6 protein-coding genes are annotated in these 15,492 nt (G+C 76.0%); 5 read left to right on the top strand and 1 reads right to left on the bottom strand.

Annotated elements, in window-relative coordinates:
• Positions 1 to 42: 42 nt before the first annotated feature.
• The 5 genes from sucB to aceE all read left to right on the top strand — a co-directional run bounded on the left by sucB (position 43) and on the right by aceE (position 12,958).
• Positions 43 to 1,821 carry a 2-oxoglutarate dehydrogenase, E2 component, dihydrolipoamide succinyltransferase gene (sucB, locus tag JE024_RS25310; RefSeq protein WP_205375786.1) on the top strand — a complete coding sequence of 593 codons (1,779 nt, stop codon included), beginning with the start codon at positions 43 to 45 and terminating at the stop codon, positions 1,819 to 1,821.
• 377 nt (positions 1,822 to 2,198) lie between these two features.
• On the top strand, positions 2,199 to 3,635 hold the full coding sequence (locus JE024_RS25305) for an alpha/beta hydrolase (protein WP_205375785.1): 1,437 nt from the start codon (positions 2,199 to 2,201) through the stop codon (positions 3,633 to 3,635).
• On the top strand, positions 3,628 to 8,706 hold the full coding sequence (locus JE024_RS25300; RefSeq protein ID WP_205375784.1) for an ATP-binding protein: 5,079 nt from the start codon (positions 3,628 to 3,630) through the stop codon (positions 8,704 to 8,706). The genes JE024_RS25305 and JE024_RS25300 overlap by 8 nt, the downstream gene beginning before the upstream one ends.
• Positions 8,707 to 8,852: 146 nt before the next feature.
• On the top strand, positions 8,853 to 9,476 hold the full coding sequence (locus JE024_RS25295; protein WP_205375783.1) for a GntR family transcriptional regulator: 624 nt from the start codon (positions 8,853 to 8,855) through the stop codon (positions 9,474 to 9,476).
• An 800-nt stretch (positions 9,477 to 10,276) separates the two neighbouring features.
• Positions 10,277 to 12,958, top strand: coding sequence for a pyruvate dehydrogenase (acetyl-transferring), homodimeric type (aceE, locus tag JE024_RS25290; RefSeq protein ID WP_205375782.1), 2,682 nt, complete (start codon positions 10,277 to 10,279; stop codon positions 12,956 to 12,958).
• A 334-nt stretch (positions 12,959 to 13,292) separates the two neighbouring features.
• On the opposite strand, the gene JE024_RS25285 is transcribed toward aceE, so the two are convergent.
• Positions 13,293 to 15,323: a serine/threonine-protein kinase gene (locus JE024_RS25285; protein ID WP_205375781.1), complete on the bottom strand. Its 2,031-nt coding sequence runs from the start codon at positions 15,321 to 15,323 to the stop codon at positions 13,293 to 13,295.
• Between the last annotated feature and the right edge of the window lie 169 nt (positions 15,324 to 15,492).

The raw sequence follows: 15,492 nt of genomic DNA, 5'->3' as shown, positions 1-15,492 counted from the left end.
CGACAGACCACTACCGCACTTTTGTAAGGAGCACCTGAAACCATGGCGGTTTCCGTAACCCTTCCGGCGCTCGGCGAGAGCGTCACCGAGGGCACTGTCACCCGCTGGCTGAAGGCCGAGGGAGAGCGCGTCGAGGCCGACGAGCCGCTGCTCGAGGTCTCCACCGACAAGGTCGACACCGAGATCCCGGCCCCCGCCTCCGGCGTGCTGGCCTCGATCAAGGTGGCCGAGGACGAGACCGTCGAGGTCGGCGCCGAGCTGGCCGTCATCGACGACGGTTCCGGCGCCCCCGAGGCGGCCCCCGCCCCGGCCGCCGCCGAGACCCCGGCCCCCGCCCAGGAGGCCCCGCAGGCCGCACCGTCCACCGAGACGTCCGAGCCGGCCCCCGCCCCGACCGCCGAGGCGGCCTCGGGCGGCGGTTCCGCCGAGGGCACCGACGTGGTCCTCCCGGCGCTCGGCGAGAGCGTCACCGAGGGCACCGTCACCCGCTGGCTGAAGGAGGTCGGCGAGGAGGTCTCGGAGGACGAGCCCCTGCTCGAGGTCTCCACGGACAAGGTCGACACCGAGATCCCGGCGCCCGCCTCCGGCGTGCTGCTGGAGATCGTGGTGGCCGAGGACGAGACGGCGGAGGTCGGCGCCAAGCTGGCCGTGATCGGCGCCAAGGGCGCGGCCCCGGCCGCCCCCGCGCAGGCCGCGCCCGCCCCGGCCCCGGCGCAGGAGGCCCCGAAGCAGGAGGCTCCGAAGCAGGAGGCCCCGGCTCCGGCTCCCGCCCCGCAGGCCGCCCCCGCGCCGGCTCCGGCTCCGGCTCCGGCCCCCCAGGCCGCCGCCCCGGCTCCGGCCGCCGCTCCGCAGGCCGCCCCGGCCGCGCCCGCGGCTCCCGCCGCGGTCGAGTCGAGCGACGCCTACGTGACCCCGCTGGTCCGCAAGCTCGCCGCCGAGAACGGCGTCGACCTGGGCTCGGTCAAGGGCACCGGCGTCGGTGGCCGCATCCGCAAGCAGGACGTCATCGCCGCGGCCGAGGCCGCCAAGGCCGCTGCCGCCCCGGCCCCCGCCGCCGCCGCCCCGGCCGCGTCGAAGGCGCCGAAGCAGGAGGCGTCCCCGCTGCGCGGTCAGACGGTCAAGATGACCCGCATGCGCAAGGTCATCGGCGACAACATGATGAAGGCGCTGCACGGCCAGGCGCAGCTCTCCTCGGTCGTCGAGGTCGACATCACCAAGCTGATGAAGCTGCGCGAGCAGGCGAAGGCGTCCTTCGCGGCCCGCGAGGGCGTCAAGCTCTCCCCGATGCCGTTCTTCGTGAAGGCGGCGGCCCAGGCGCTGAAGGCCCACCCGGTCATCAACGCCCGGATCAACGAGGACGAGGGCACCATCACGTACTTCGACTCGGAGAACATCGGCATCGCCGTGGACTCCGAGAAGGGTCTGATGACGCCGGTCATCAAGGGTGCGGGCGACCTGAACATCGCCGGCATCTCCAAGGCCACCGCGGACCTCGCGGGCAAGGTCCGGGCCAGCAAGATCACGCCGGACGAGCTGTCCGGTGCGACCTTCACCATCAGCAACACCGGTTCGCGCGGTGCGCTGTTCGACACGATCATCGTGCCGCCGAACCAGGTCGCCATCCTGGGCATCGGCGCCACCGTGAAGCGTCCGGCGGTCATCGAGACCGCCGAGGGCACCGTCATCGGCGTCCGGGACATGACGTACCTGACGCTCTCCTACGACCACCGTCTGGTGGACGGCGCGGACGCCGCCCGCTACCTCACGGCGGTCAAGGCGATCCTGGAGGCCGGCGAGTTCGAGGTCGAGCTCGGCCTGTAACACCCCGGCGGCCCGCGCGGCCGCCGGTACGCCTCACGCGTGCCCCCGTCCCGGAGCGATCCGGGACGGGGGCACGTCGCGTTCCCGGGGGCGGGCGCGCCGGGCGGGGTCGGATCGCCTTTCCGGGGGCGGGCGCGCCGGGCGGGGTCGGATCGCCTTTCCGGGGGCGGGCGCGCCGGGCGGGGGCGTCGCGTTCCTGGACGGGTCCGTCGTCCCGGGCGCATCCGTGCTCCCGGGGCGCGCTCGTGCTCCGGGGGCGTCCCGCCCTTCCGCCCACCCGCGAGGGGCGCGCCCCGTTGTGCCGTTCGCCCCTCCCCGTGCCCGGTGCGCGGATACCGTGGCCCCGGGGATTCGGGGCCGAGGGGGGACCGGCACGCATGGCACGTCAGCCGACGCACGACCTGGTGGTCGTGGTGCCCGGCATCATGGGCAGCGCTCTCGCCGACCGCGACGGGCACGCGGTCTGGGGACTTTCCGGGGCCGCGCTCCGGCAGGGCATCCGCACCTTCGGCCGGTCCGTGACCGGCCTGACCCTGCCGCACGACCTCGGCGACGCGCATCCGGGCGACGGGGTGGTGCCGACGGGCCTGCTGCCCGACCTGTACGCGCTGCCGGGGCGCTGGGCCCTGGTCGACGGCTACAGCGGGCTGCTGGACTGGCTGGAGGCCTCCTTCACGCTGCGCCGCCGGGGCCCGGGCGAGCCCGCGTCCGCCGCCGCGAACCTGGTGGCCTTCGCCTACGACTGGCGGCTGTCCTGCCGGTTCAACGCGGCCCGGCTGGGCGCGGTGGTCGACGAGGAGCTGGGCCGCTGGCGCGCGTCGGCGCCCGCGCGGCGCGACGCCCGCGCGGTCCTGCTGTGCCACTCCATGGGCGGCCTGGTCGCCCGGTACTGGGCCGAGTGCCTGGGCGGTCACGAGGTGGTGCGCCGCATCGTCACCCTGGGCACCCCGCACCGGGGCTCGCTGGACGCGCTGGAGACCCTGGTCAACGGCCACGGCGTCGGCCCGCGGCCGGTGCGGGCCGCGATCACCCGGCTGGCCCGGTCGCTGCCGTCGGTGCACCAGCTCACGCCGGACTACGCCTGCCTGGACTCCCCCGGCGGGCTGCTCTACCCACGGGAGCTGCCGTCCGCGCTGCCGGGGCCCGACCCCGCCCTGCTGCTGGACGCGGGCGCCTTCCACGCCGGGATACGCGACGCGGCCCGCGCCCGCACCGGCGGCACCGACCCGGCCCTGGTGCCGATCGCCGGGGTGCTCCAGCCGACCGCGACCACCGCGTCCGTCGACGGCGGCGGCGAGCGGCTGACCGTCTCCACCACGGCCGGCCTGCGGGCGGAGGGCGGCGACGGCACCGTGCCCCGGCTCTCCGCGCACCCGCCCGGGGCCGCCCACGGGCACACCCCGTGCGAGCAGCACGGCTCGCTCCAGAACAACCCCGGCGTGCGGGACTCCCTGTGGGGCCTGCTGGCCCCCGGCCCGGCCGAGTACCGCGACCCGGGACGGCGGCCGGTGCGCCTGGGCGTCGAGGCGCCCTTCCATCTGGCGGCCGGAGAGCTGCTGGAGCTGTCCGTGACGGCCGAGGGCACCCCCGGGGGCGACCGGCTGGCGGTCACCGCGGTGCTGCATCCCGCGGAGGGCGGGCCCCCGGCCGGACGCACCCTGCGCAACCTCGGCGAGGGCCGCTACCGGGCCGTCTTCCCCGAGCCGCCCGCGCCGGGCCCCTACCGGCTGGTCGTGGGGCCGGCGGACCGGCCCGACGCGGCGGTGACGGCGCTGGTGATGGTCGGCGACGCGGCCGAGGACGGCGATGGCTGACCGCGTGCCGGCCGCCGGTACCGCGATCGGTTTCGCCGTCGAGCACCACCGGGGCGGTCTGGTGCCCGATCTGCCGGGCGCGCGGGCGCAGTTGGAGACGCTCGCCGCGCTGCTCACCGCCTGCGGCTGCGCCGCCGAGACGGTGGCCGACCCGGACTGGGGCACCGTGCGCGACCGGCTCGGCGCCTGGGCCCGGGCGCACGCGGAGACGGGAGGCGGCGGCCCGGCCGTGGTGCTCTGGTCGGGCCACGCCGAGCTGCACCGGGACCGGCTGCACCTGATCACCGCCGACACCGAGGACCCGGCGGTGGAGGAGCAGGTGTACCGCACCGAGCTGCTGACCGGCGCGGCGCTGCGCTCGGGGGCCGACCAGGTGCTGCTGGTCGTCGACACCTGTCACTCCGGGGCGGGGGTGCTGGAGCCGCTGCGCCGGGCGCTGGAGGACTTCGCCGCGACCTCCCTGCCACCGGGCCGCGCCCAGTGGCTCGGGGTGCTCGCGAGCTGCCAGTCCGGTGAGCGGGCGGCGGGGCGGGGCGTCCTGCTGGACACGCTGACCGCGGTCCTGCGCGACGGGCCGCCCGGGACCGGCCCGTACCGGCACGCGTGGAGCGCGCGCAACGAGGGGGTGACCGGCGAGGCCGTCCTCCAGGCGGTGCTGGCCCGCTGGGACGACGACGGCCAGCGCCCGGCCAGCGCCTCCACCGGCCGCGCGCTGCCGATGTTCCGCAATCCACGGCTGCGGCGGGACGCGGGCGAGCAGGTGGTGGAGCACCTGGTCCTCGCCGCCCGCGGGGCGGGCCGCACCGAGGAGGGCTGGTTCTTCACCGGCCGGCACGCGGTCCTGCGCGACATCGTCGGCCGGCTCGGCTCCGGGGAACCGGGCCTGTTCCTCGTCACCGGGGGTGCGGGCAGCGGGAAGTCGGCCGTCCTGGGGCGGGTGGCGACGCTGTCGGATCCCCGGCGGCGGGCGGAGGTCCGCGCCCACGGGGCGCTCCGCGAAGGGGACCCGGACCCGGGCGAGAACGCGGTGGACGCCGCGCTGCATCTGCGGGGCACGACCCCGCAGGGCCTCGCGGAGGCCCTGGCGGCCCGGCTGGGGCTGCCGGCGCCGCGCACCCCGGCGGCGCTGATCGCGGAGCTGGAGCAGCGGGAGGCGGGGCGGCCGCCGGTGCTGGTGCTCGACGGGCTGGACGAGGCCGGGGACGAAGCGGCCGGCGTGGCCGAGCAGTTGCTCGTGCCGCTCAGCCGCGTCGCCACCGTGCTGCTCGCCTCCCGCGCCCGGCCGTTCCGTCCGCACACCGCGCCCGAGGAGAGCCTGGACGGGGCGCTGAGCCGCTGGCTGGGCGCCCGGGTCAGCCGCGTCGACCTGGACGAGGAGCCGGACACCGAGCAGGACATCGCCGGCTACGCCCGGCGGCGGCTGGAGCGGGGCGGTCTGCCGGCGGACGTGGCCGAGGCGGCGGCCCGCTCCGTCGCCGAGCGGGCGGCGGCCGACGCGGGCGGGTTCCTCTTCGCGCGCCTCGTCACCCGCTCGCTGGTGGCGCGGTTCGACCAACGGGCCCCGGGCGCCCTGCCCGACCTCCCCCGGTCCGTCGGCGCCGCCTTCGCCGAGGAGCTGGCCCGCGGGCCGGTGCGGGTGCGCGACGGCGCCGAACTGCCGCGCGCGGCGACGGACCTGCTGACGGCCCTGGCCCGGAGCGCGGGGCGGGGCATGCCCGCCCGGGGTGTGTGGGAGTGCGCCGCGGCCGGCCTCGGGGGCGCGGGGACGGCCTACGGTCCCGAGGACGTGGACTGGCTGCTCAACGCCTACGGCGCGTTCGTCGTCGAGGACACCGACGGGACGCAGGCCGTGTACCGGCTGTACCACCGGGAGTTCGTGGAGCATCTGCGGAACGCCGCGCCCGCGGCGGGTGAGCCGGTGACCCGCGCGCTGGTCGGTCTCCTGCTGCGGCAGTCGGACGGCGCCCGGGAGCCGGAGCGGGCCAATCCGTACCTCCTCACGGGGCTCGCGGCCCACGCCCTGGACGCCGGCCCCGCGGGGATCGTGCTGGTGCGGGACCTGGAGCGGCGCAACGGCGGTGCCTTCCGCCCCGTGCTGGCACTCGTCCTGCGGCAGGCCGCCGTCCTGCTCACCGGCACCGGCCGCGACGGCGAGGCCGTCGCGGCCGCGCGGGAGGCGGCGGCCCTGCAACGGGAACTCGCCGCCGCCGACCCGGGGCCGTACCGGGCCGGGCTGGCCCACGCACTCGACGGCCTGGCGCACCGGCTGGCCGCCGCCGGTGACCGGGCGGGGGCCCTGGAGGCGGCCCGGGAGGCGGCGGACGTCCAGCGCGAGCTCGCCGCCGGGGATCCGGACGCCTTCGCGCACGGGCTGCCCTCCTACCTCGTCAACCTGGCCGCCCGGCTGTCCGAAGCGGGTGAACCCGAGGCGGCGACGGCCGTGACGGAGGAGGCCGTCGGCCTCTGCCGGCGGCTGGCGGACCAGCGGCCGTCCGTCCATCTGCCGCTGCTGGCACAGTTCCTGATCAACCATGCGGCCCACCTCGGGGCGGCGGGCCGCTACGGCGAGGCACTCGCCGCCTGCGAGGAGGCCGTCGCCCTGGCCCGCCGACTGGCGGCGGACGCCCCCGCCGCGCACCTGTTCCTCCTGGCGGCGGCCCTCGGCGACCTCGCGGTCCGCCTCGACCGGGTCGGGCGGGGGGCCGAAGCCCTCGCCGCCGCCGAGGAGTCGGTGGACCTCCACCGGGCCCCGGCCGCCGACCGCCCCGGCGACCACCTGCCGCGGCTGGCGAAGTCGCTGGGCAACCTGGCGGTGCTGCTGGGCTCCGCGGGGCGCGACCGCGAGGCCCTCGCCCGCGCCGGGGAGGGGCTGGCGGCGGCGCGCCGGGTGGCCGAGGACGATCCCGAGGCCGGCCGGGCCGTGCTGTCGGACGCGCTCGGCGTGTACGCCGGGCGGCTGCTGGGGGCCGGGGAGCACCGGGAGTCGCTGGTCCACGTACAGGAGGCGGTCGCCCTCGACCGTGCCCTGGCCGCCGACGACCCGGCGGCCGGGGCCAGGCGGCTCGCGCTCTCGCTGAGCACGCTGGCCAGTGCGCTCGGCAGACGGGGGGACTACCGGGCGGCCCTCGCGGCGGGCGCCGAGAGCGTCGAGCTGCTCCGTCCGGCGGCCCGGCGCGATCCCGTCGCCCACCTCGCGGACCTGGCCCTGTGCCTGAACAACCTCGGCAACCAGTACGCCGACGCGGGCGAGACCGTCGCCGCGATCGAGGCGACCACGGAGGCCCTCGACCTGTACCGGCGGCTCGCGGCGGCCCTGCCCGACGTCCACCTCGGCGACCTGGCCCTGACCTGCGACGCCCTGGGCAACCGGCTGTCCGATCTCGGGGCCTGGAGCCGCGCGCTCCCCTACGCGCGCGACGCCGTCGCCCTCTACCGGCGGCTGGCCGGGGACCAGCCGGCACGGTACCGGGACGGCCTCGCCCGGTCGCTGGGCAACCTGGGCATCCGCCTGGCGTGCACCGGCGCGCACGAGGAGGCGCTCGCGGTCACCCGGGAGTCCCTCGACATGGAGCTGGAGCTCACGGCGGGCGACCCGAGGGCCCGGCTCACGGCGCTGTCGAACACCTGGTACAACCTGTCGCTCCGGCTCGCGGAGACCTCCCGGCAGCGGGAGTCGCTGGAAGCGGTCCGCGAGGCGGTGCGGATGTTCCGGGAGCTTGCCGAGGACGAACCGGGCCACTGGACCGCGCCGCTGGGGTCGGCGGTGGGCATGCTCGGGCGACGGCTCCGCGAGCTGGGCGACCCCGACGGCGCCCGGGCCGCGGGCGAGGAGGCCGTCGCCCTGCTGACCGCCTGCGCCGAGGCCGACCCCCGCGCCCATGTGAGCGCCCTGACGGAGGCGCTGGCCGGGCTGGAGCAGATCCTCGGCGCGGCGGGCGACCCCGGGGCGCTGCTCGCCCCGGTCCTGCGGGCCGAACGCGCGGTCGCCGGGCATCCGGCGGCCCACCGCAGGCTGCGGATGTTCCGCCTGGGGTGCCTGCTCCGCTCGGGGCCGGCGGAGGACGCCGTACGGGAGCTGGTGTCCCTCGCCTGCCCCGACCGGGCGGGGACGGGTAAGGAAACGGAGTCGGGGACGGGGACGGAGCGGGACGCGGGGGGCGCCGGTGACACCCGGGAGCCGGACCCCGCCCATGTCTTCCAGGCCCGTCAGCTGCTGCGGCACCACGCCGGGCGCGGCAGGGCGGAAGCCCGGCTGGTCCGCCGACTGGTGCGGCAGGCAGGCCCGTGGGCGGCCCGGACGCCGGACTGGCTCGATCTGCCCGCCCACGCCATGGACACCCTGATGGGCTGGTTCGACTGCGAGGACTGGGCGTCCTCCCGCGCCTACTGGGACGGGCACCGGTGGCTGCGCTCCCGGCAGGCCGGAACGGCGCTGCGGGAACTGACCCTGATCCAGCCGGAGGTCGCCACGCATCTGGAGCTGTGGAGCGCCGCCGTCCGGCACGGTCCGGACCTCGCGTTCCATCTCCATCTGCTGGTCGAGCACCTCGACACCTGGGCGGCCGCGGGGACGCTGCGGGAGTCGCGCGACCTGCTGGTGCGGCACGCAGACACCCTGGTCGATCCGAACGCCCTGGTGGTCCTGACCGCCCGCAGCGGGACGACCAGGACACTGCGGTACGCCCTGCTCCATCTCGCCGTCCTCGACGGTGTCGAGGACGCGTATCGCTGCGCGGAGGACCGCGCGGCGCTGCGCCGCCGGATCGAGCGCGCCTGCTCCGGGGAGACGCCGGACACCGAGACCCTCGACCTGTGCGCGGTGCTGGAGCGGGACCAGTTCGGCGACGCCTTCGCGGCGGACGTGCACCGGGCCGTGGCCGCGATCCTCTCGGGCGAGGGCGCCGGCCCGCCCGTGGCGGCGGCGCCGGGGCCGGAGGCGCGCGCCGGGGCAGTGACCGAGATCGCGGCCCTGATCGGCCGTTATCCGCGTCACACGGCCGAGTTGACCGCTCTGCTGCGGTCGGTGGTGGCCGAGGAGCCCGTGGCCCCCGCGGAGCCGTCCGCACCCTGACGACGTGCGGGTTCCCGGCCCCGCGGCGCCCCCGCCGGGCCGGGAGCGCGCCCCGGGGGCCGCGGCGGCGCGGCGCTGCCACGGAGGGTGCGGGGGGATTCCTCTCCGGTAACCTCGGCGTCGGCCATCTGGTGAGGAGCGCATTCATGACCGTCCCCGTCGTCCACTCGCTGCGCGACCAGATCCGCGAGCACATCGTGGAGGGGATCGTCAGCGGGCGCTGGAAGCCCGGGGAGCGGATCGTCGAGCGCCGCATCGCCACGGAGCTGGAGGTCTCCCAGACGCCGGTGCGCGAGGCGCTGCGGGAGCTGGAGTCGCTGCGGCTCATCGAGTCGGCGCCCAACAAGGGCGTGCGGGTGCGGAATCTGACGGCCGCGGACCTGGAGGAGAGCTACCCCGTCCGGGCCGGTCTGGAGCAGATCGCCGCGGAGCTTGCGGCGGAGCGGCTCGCGGCGGACTGCTCGGCGCTGGAGCCCCATGTGACGGCCCTCTACGAGGCGGACCGCCACGCCGACGGCACGGCCCAGGTGCGGCACACGGTGGCGTTCCACCGGGAGCTGGTGAAGGCGGCGGGCAACAGTGTGCTGCTGCACACCTGGGAGGGCCTCGGGATCGAGGTCTTCACGGCGCTGTCGATCCGGTGGCTGGGGACGGTGCAGAAGTCCTACGCGGAGGAGCACCAGGACCTGGTGGAGGCGTTCCGGCGGCGGGACCCGGAGATCGGCGCCCTCGTCAAGGCCCACGTCCTCGGCTGCGCCCCGCGCGCATAGCCGGGGCTGCTTTTCAGCTCGCGCGGGGCTGCGTTACCGAGCCGTGCGGGACTGCCGTTCCAGCCCGTCCGGGGCTGCCTTACCGACCCGTGCGGGGCTGCCGTTCCAGCCCGTCCGGCGCTTGAGGACGACGGCCGCAGGCCGTGCCGCCACCACCGACGCGCACCCGGGCACGCGCCCGCGACCCACCCCACTCCAGCCCGTCCGGCGCTTGAGGACACCGGCCGCAGGCCGTGCCGCAACCACCGACGCGCACCCGGGCACGCGCCCGCGACCCACCCCACTCCAGCCCGTCCGGCGCTTGAGGACACCGGCCGCAGGCCGTGCCGCAACCACCGGCCCGCAGCCGGGCCCCTGAACGCGACCCACTCCGGCGGGGCTCCGCCCCGCACCCCGCGCCTCAAACGCCGGCGAGGCTGGAGCTGCCCGCCAGGCGAGGCGGCCCAGCAAGGTCAGAGTTGCCCGCCCGGCGAGGCTGAGGTTGCCCGCCTGGCGCGGCTGAGGTTGCCCGCGCGGCCCGGCGAGGCGCCCCGGCGAGGCCGGGGTCGCCCTCTGGGGCGGGAGGTGCGCGAGGGCTCGCCCCCGGGGGACGCCCCCGGGAAAGGGGGCGTTACGGGGGCATTTGCCCCGGCACCGCGTGCCCACTTTTGCGGCACCGGATGCCAATTTCTCCCCAGGCTTTGATCGATCATCGATCAGAGACTTACAGTCTTCGGCGGGTCCACCGACCCGCTCGCCCTGTCCTGCCAGACACGGCACCCCCTTATCTCCACCCCCCTCCTGTCCGGAAGGCGGCGATCATGACCGACCCCGTAGGCAAGCTTCCGAGCGAGCTCGACCAGCTCCCGGACCGCGACGCCGAGGAAACCGCCGAGTGGGCGGCGTCCCTCGGTGCCGTCGCGGAGCACGCCGGCCCGCACCGCGCCGCGTACCTGATGCGCCGCACGCTCCAGCACGCCGAGCAGGCGGGCATCGCCCTGCCGCGGCTGCTGGAGACGGACTACGTCAACACCATCCCCACCGCCGCCGAGCCCGCGCTCGACGGCGACGAGGAGATGGAAGCCCGCATCACCGCGTGGAACCGCTGGAACGCGGCCGCCATGGTGACCCGCGGCTCCCGCTTCGGCGTCGGCGGCCACATCGCCACCTTCGCCTCCGCGGCCTGGCTCTACGAGACCGGCTTCAACCACTTCTTCCGGGGCAAGGAGGGGGACGGCAGCGGCGACCAGCTCTACATCCAGGGCCACGCCTCCCCCGGCATCTACGCCCGCGCCTTCCTCGACGGCCGCCTCACCGAGGCGCACCTCGACAACTTCCGCCAGGAGTCCGGCGGCAACGGCCTCCCCTCGTACCCGCACCCGCGCCGGCTGCCCTGGCTGTGGGAGTTCCCGACCGTCTCCATGGGCCTCGGCCCGCTGTCGGCGATCTACCAGGCCCGGTTCAACCGCTACCTCCAGGGCCGCGGCATCAAGGACACGGCGAACTCCCACGTCTGGGCGTTCCTCGGTGACGGCGAGATGGACGAGCCCGAGTCGACGGCCGCACTCGCCCTCGCCTCCCGCGAGCGCCTGGACAACCTGACCTTCGTCATCAACTGCAACCTGCAGCGCCTCGACGGTCCGGTCCGCGCCAACTTCAAGATCGTGCAGGAGCTGGAGGCCCAGTTCCGCGGCGCCGGCTGGAACGTCGTCAAGTCGCTGTGGGGCTCGGCCTGGGACGAGCTGTTCCAGCTCGACACCACGGGCGCCCTGGTGCGCCGCCTGCGCGAGGTGCCGGACGCGCAGTTCCAGACGTACGCAACCCGCGACGCGGCCTACATCCGCGAGCACTTCTTCGGCGCCGAGCCGGCCCTCGTCGAGATGGCGAAGCTGCTGACGGACGCCAAGATCGCCGAGTGTTTCCACACCTCCCGCGGCGGCCACGAGGCCCGCAAGGTGTACGCGGCGTACAAGGCGGCGCTGGCGCACAAGGGCGCGCCGACCGTGATCCTGGCCCAGACGGTCAAGGGCTTCACGCTCGGCAAGGGCTTCGAGTCCAAGAACGCCAACCACCAGATGAAGAAGCTGACGGCCGACGAGTTCAAGGGCATGCGCGACCTGCTCGGGCTCCCCATCGCCGACAGCGCCTTCACCGACGGCCTGGTGCCCTACGGCCACCCCGGCGCCGACTCCCCCGAGGTGCGCTACCTCCAGGAGCGCCGCGCCGCCCTCGGCGGCCCCGCCCCGGCCCGCCGGATGCACGCCGTCGGCCCGCTGCCCGAGCCGGAGGAGCGCGCGTTCGCCGCTCTGAAGAAGGGCTCCGGCAAGCAGGAGATGGCCACGACCATGGCGTTCGTCCGCCTGGTCAAGGACCTGATGCGCGACAAGCGGACCGGGAAGCGCTGGGTGCCGATCGTGCCCGACGAGGCGCGCACCTTCGGCATGGAGTCCCTGTTCCCGTCCGCGGGCATCTACTCGCCGATGGGCCAGACGTACGAGCCGGTCGACCGCGACCAGCTCATGTACTACAAGGAGGCCAAGGACGGCCAGATCCTCAACGAGGGGATCACCGAGGCCGGCGCCATGGCCGACTTCATCGCCGCCGCCACGTCGTACGCGACGCACGGCGAGACGATGATCCCGTTCTACATCTTCTACTCGATGTTCGGCTGGCAGCGGACCGGCGACCAGATGTGGCAGCTCGCCGACCAGCTCGGCAAGGGCTTCATCGTCGGCGCGACGGCCGGCCGCACCACGCTGACCGGTGAGGGTCTCCAGCACGCCGACGGCCATTCGCACCTGATCGCCGCCACCAACCCGGCGTCGCTCAACTACGACCCCGCGTTCGCGTACGAGATCGCGGTGATCGTCAAGGACGGTCTGCGGCGGATGTATGGGGAGACCGCCCCGGGCGAGGACTCGGACGTCTTCTACTACCTGACGGTCTACAACGAGCCGAAGCCGCAGCCCGCCATGCCGGAGGGCGTGGAGGAGGGCATCGTCAAGGGCCTGTACCGCTTCAACGAGGGCTCGGCCGGCGCGGACGCGCCGCGCCTGCAGCTCCTCGCCTCGGGTACGGCGATCCACTGGGCCCTGGAGGCCCAGGAGCTGCTGGCCAAGGACTGGAACGTGGCGGCCGACGTGTGGTCCGCGACCTCCTGGAGCGAGCTGCGCCGGGACGCCCTGGAGGCGGACGAGGCGCTGCTCCGCGGCGAGGAGCGCGTCCCGTACGTCACCCAGGCGCTGGCCGGCGCTCCCGGCCCGGTGCTGGCGGTGTCCGACTGGATGCGCCAGGTGCCGGACCAGATCAGCCAGTGGGTGGAGCAGGACTGGTCGTCGCTGGGCACGGACGGCTTCGGTCTGTCGGACACCCGTGACGCCGCCCGCCGCCACTTCGGCGTCGACCCGCAGTCGGTCACGGTCGCCGCGCTGGCGCAGCTCGCCAAGCGGGGCGAGGTGCCGGCGTCCGCCGTGAAGGAGGCGCGCGAGCGCTACGGCCTGTAGGGAGCCCGGGCGGGCCCTCGGCCCGCCCGGCACCCGCCGCTGTCCCGCAGGGGCCGCCCTTCCCGGGCGGCCCCTGCGGCGTGCCCGGGGAGCCGCGCCGGGCGCGTGCCACCGTGCTCCGGTGGAGCCGCGCCGGGCGCGGACCGCCTTCCGGGAGGGCGCGTGCCGCCGTACGCGGGTGAAGCCGTGCCGGTCGCGGACCGCCTTCCGGGAGGGCGCGTACCGCCGTGCTCCGGTGAAGCCGCGCGGTGGACGTGCCGCCCCTCCGACGCCGGGGCGGGCCGCCGTCCCGCGGTGTGCCGCCTGGGGCGGCGGCACGGGACGGCGCGGCTGGTCACGCCTCCTGCTGCTCCGGGTCGTCCGTCTCCCGGGGCAGGCGGGACGCGGGGCGGTCGCCGTCCCGTTCGGTCCGGCGCGGCGGGACGGAGCCGTCGCGCGGTCCGAGCAGACGGCGCAGGCCCTCCGTGCGGTCCACCTCCGACTCCGGCGTCCCCTCGGACCGCGCGGCGGACCGCAGGCGCTGCGCGGTGTCGTCGGCCAGGTCGGCCATCGCCGTCTGGAGGCGCTCCTGCGTGCGGGCGACCCGTTCCGAGCGGGTGTCCGTCTCACCGGTCTGCGCCCACGACCGGTTCTCGGGGGCGTCCCCCTCCGGCTCCGCCGCCGTCCGGGGCCGCCGGGGCCCGGTGGCCCCGGGCAGGGCCACCGCGTCGTCCCGGTAGGCGTAGCCGTGGGCGGCGGCGTGGCGCCGGGCGGTGTCGGCGAGGGCGTCCTGGAGCGAGGTGAGCCGACCCAGGATCTCGGCGCGCTGCTCCGTCAGGTCGTCGAGCGGGGTGAACCTGCTGTCGGCGAGCATCCGCGCGAGCCGCTCCCTCAGCTCGGCAAGCGCGTTCATCGCGCGTTCCGCCTCGGCGCGGGCGGCGGTGACCCTGGCGTTGCCGTCCTGGAGGACGTTCTCCACCTGGAGCTGCGCGGACTGCACGGTGCGGCGGGCGCGCTCCTCGGCCTCGGTGCGCAGCAGTTCGGCCTCCACCGACAGCTGCTGCGCGCGGTGTTCGAGCTCGGCGACCCGCTTCTCCGCCGTGACCCGCTGCGCGGCCAGGTCGCGTTCGGTCTGCTCCCGGCGCTTGGCGAGGCCGGTCTCGAACTCGGCGGCCGCCTGCGCCGCCTTCGCCCTGGTCTCCTCGAAGAGGGCGTCGGCCTCCGCGCGCAGGTCCAGGGTCTCCCGCTCCGCGCGGGTGCGCAGGGCGACGATCTCCTGTTCGGTGCGGTGCCGCAGGTCCACCCGGTAGCGCTCGGCCTCGGCGCGCACCGCGCCCGCCTCGTCCGCGGCCCGGGTGCGCAGCTCGTCGGCCTGTCCGCGGGCCGCCAGCAGCGCCGCCTCGGCCTCCTCCTCGCGGGCCCGGGCGTCGCGGATGGACGCCTGGTAGATCTCCTGGGCGCCGGCCAGCTTCGCCGCGATCTCGGCCTCCGCGCCGGCCCGGTCGCCGGTGAGGATCGGCAGTGTGGTGCCCCCGCGGTGGCGGACGGTGGCCAGTTCCTTGAGCTGCTCCAGCACCGCGCCCGCCGTCTCGGGGCGGTCCTCGGGCCGCCGCTGGAGGAGCTGCGTCACCAGGCCGCTCAGCCCGGACGGTATCTCCGGCACCAGCGTGTGGGGCGGGGGGATGTCCGCCTCGGCGTGCATGTACACCAGGGCGAGCACGTTGTCGGCGACCATCGGGGGCCGGCCGGTGAGCATGAAGTAGAGCAGGCAGCCGAGCGAGTACAGGTCGGTGCGGTGGTCGACGGCGGTGTCGCCCCGCGCCTGCTCGGGCGACATGTACAGCAGCGTGCCCATGGGGACCCCGGTCCGGGTGAAGCCGCCCGCCCTGGCCGTGTCGCCGAGGAACTTGGCGATGCCGAAGTCGAGCACCTTGACGTCGCCGTCCGCCGCGAACATCACGTTCTCCGGCTTGATGTCACGGTGGACGATCCGCAGCGTGTGCGCCGCGTGGAGGGCCGACGCCACCTGGTAGCCCCAGCGCACGGCCGTGCGCCACGGCGGGCGGGCGCGGCGGATCTCCTGGGCCAGGGTCCGGCCGGTCAGGCGCTCCATGACCATGTAGAGGTAGGGCTCGTCGTCGATGACGGCCTCGCCGCAGTCGTGGGCGGTCACGGTGTGCCGGCCGGGCAGGTTGGCGGCGGACCGGATCTCCCGCTGGAAGCGGTGGAAGGTCTCCTCGTCGCCCGCGTCGGGGACCGCGGTCACCAGCTTGACGGCGACCTCGCGCTGCATGCGCTCGTCCCGGGCCGACCACACCTGGCCCATGCCGCCCCGGCCCAGGCGCTCGGTCAGCTCGTACCGCCCGTCGAGCACCGCCCCCCGCATACCCCGCCCTCCCCACCGACGCGACAGGGTCCCCAGTATGCCTTCTGTGTCCGTCCGAGCACGGACGGACACCGTCGCCGCGCGATCCGGTGTCCCGGGCGGCCCTGGCGGGAGGACGGGAGGACGGGAGGCGATCCTTGACCCTGACACCGTGTGAACCCGTGCACTG

Source organism: Streptomyces zhihengii, assembly GCF_016919245.1.
Taxonomy (GTDB): Bacteria; Actinomycetota; Actinomycetes; order Streptomycetales; family Streptomycetaceae; genus Streptomyces; species Streptomyces zhihengii.
The sequence above is the reverse complement of the archived record's forward strand: the minus strand, read 5'-3'. Positions and strand labels throughout refer to the sequence as shown.

Coding starts and splice junctions, on each gene's coding strand:
- sucB (WP_205375786.1), top strand. CDS start 43: ATGGCGGTTTCCGTAACCCTTCCGGCGCTCGGCGAGAGCGTCACCGAG.
- JE024_RS25305 (WP_205375785.1), top strand. CDS start 2,199: ATGGCACGTCAGCCGACGCACGACCTGGTGGTCGTGGTGCCCGGCATC.
- JE024_RS25300 (WP_205375784.1), top strand. CDS start 3,628: ATGGCTGACCGCGTGCCGGCCGCCGGTACCGCGATCGGTTTCGCCGTC.
- JE024_RS25295 (WP_205375783.1), top strand. CDS start 8,853: ATGACCGTCCCCGTCGTCCACTCGCTGCGCGACCAGATCCGCGAGCAC.
- aceE (WP_205375782.1), top strand. CDS start 10,277: ATGACCGACCCCGTAGGCAAGCTTCCGAGCGAGCTCGACCAGCTCCCG.
- JE024_RS25285 (WP_205375781.1), bottom strand. CDS start 15,323: ATGCGGGGGGCGGTGCTCGACGGGCGGTACGAGCTGACCGAGCGCCTG.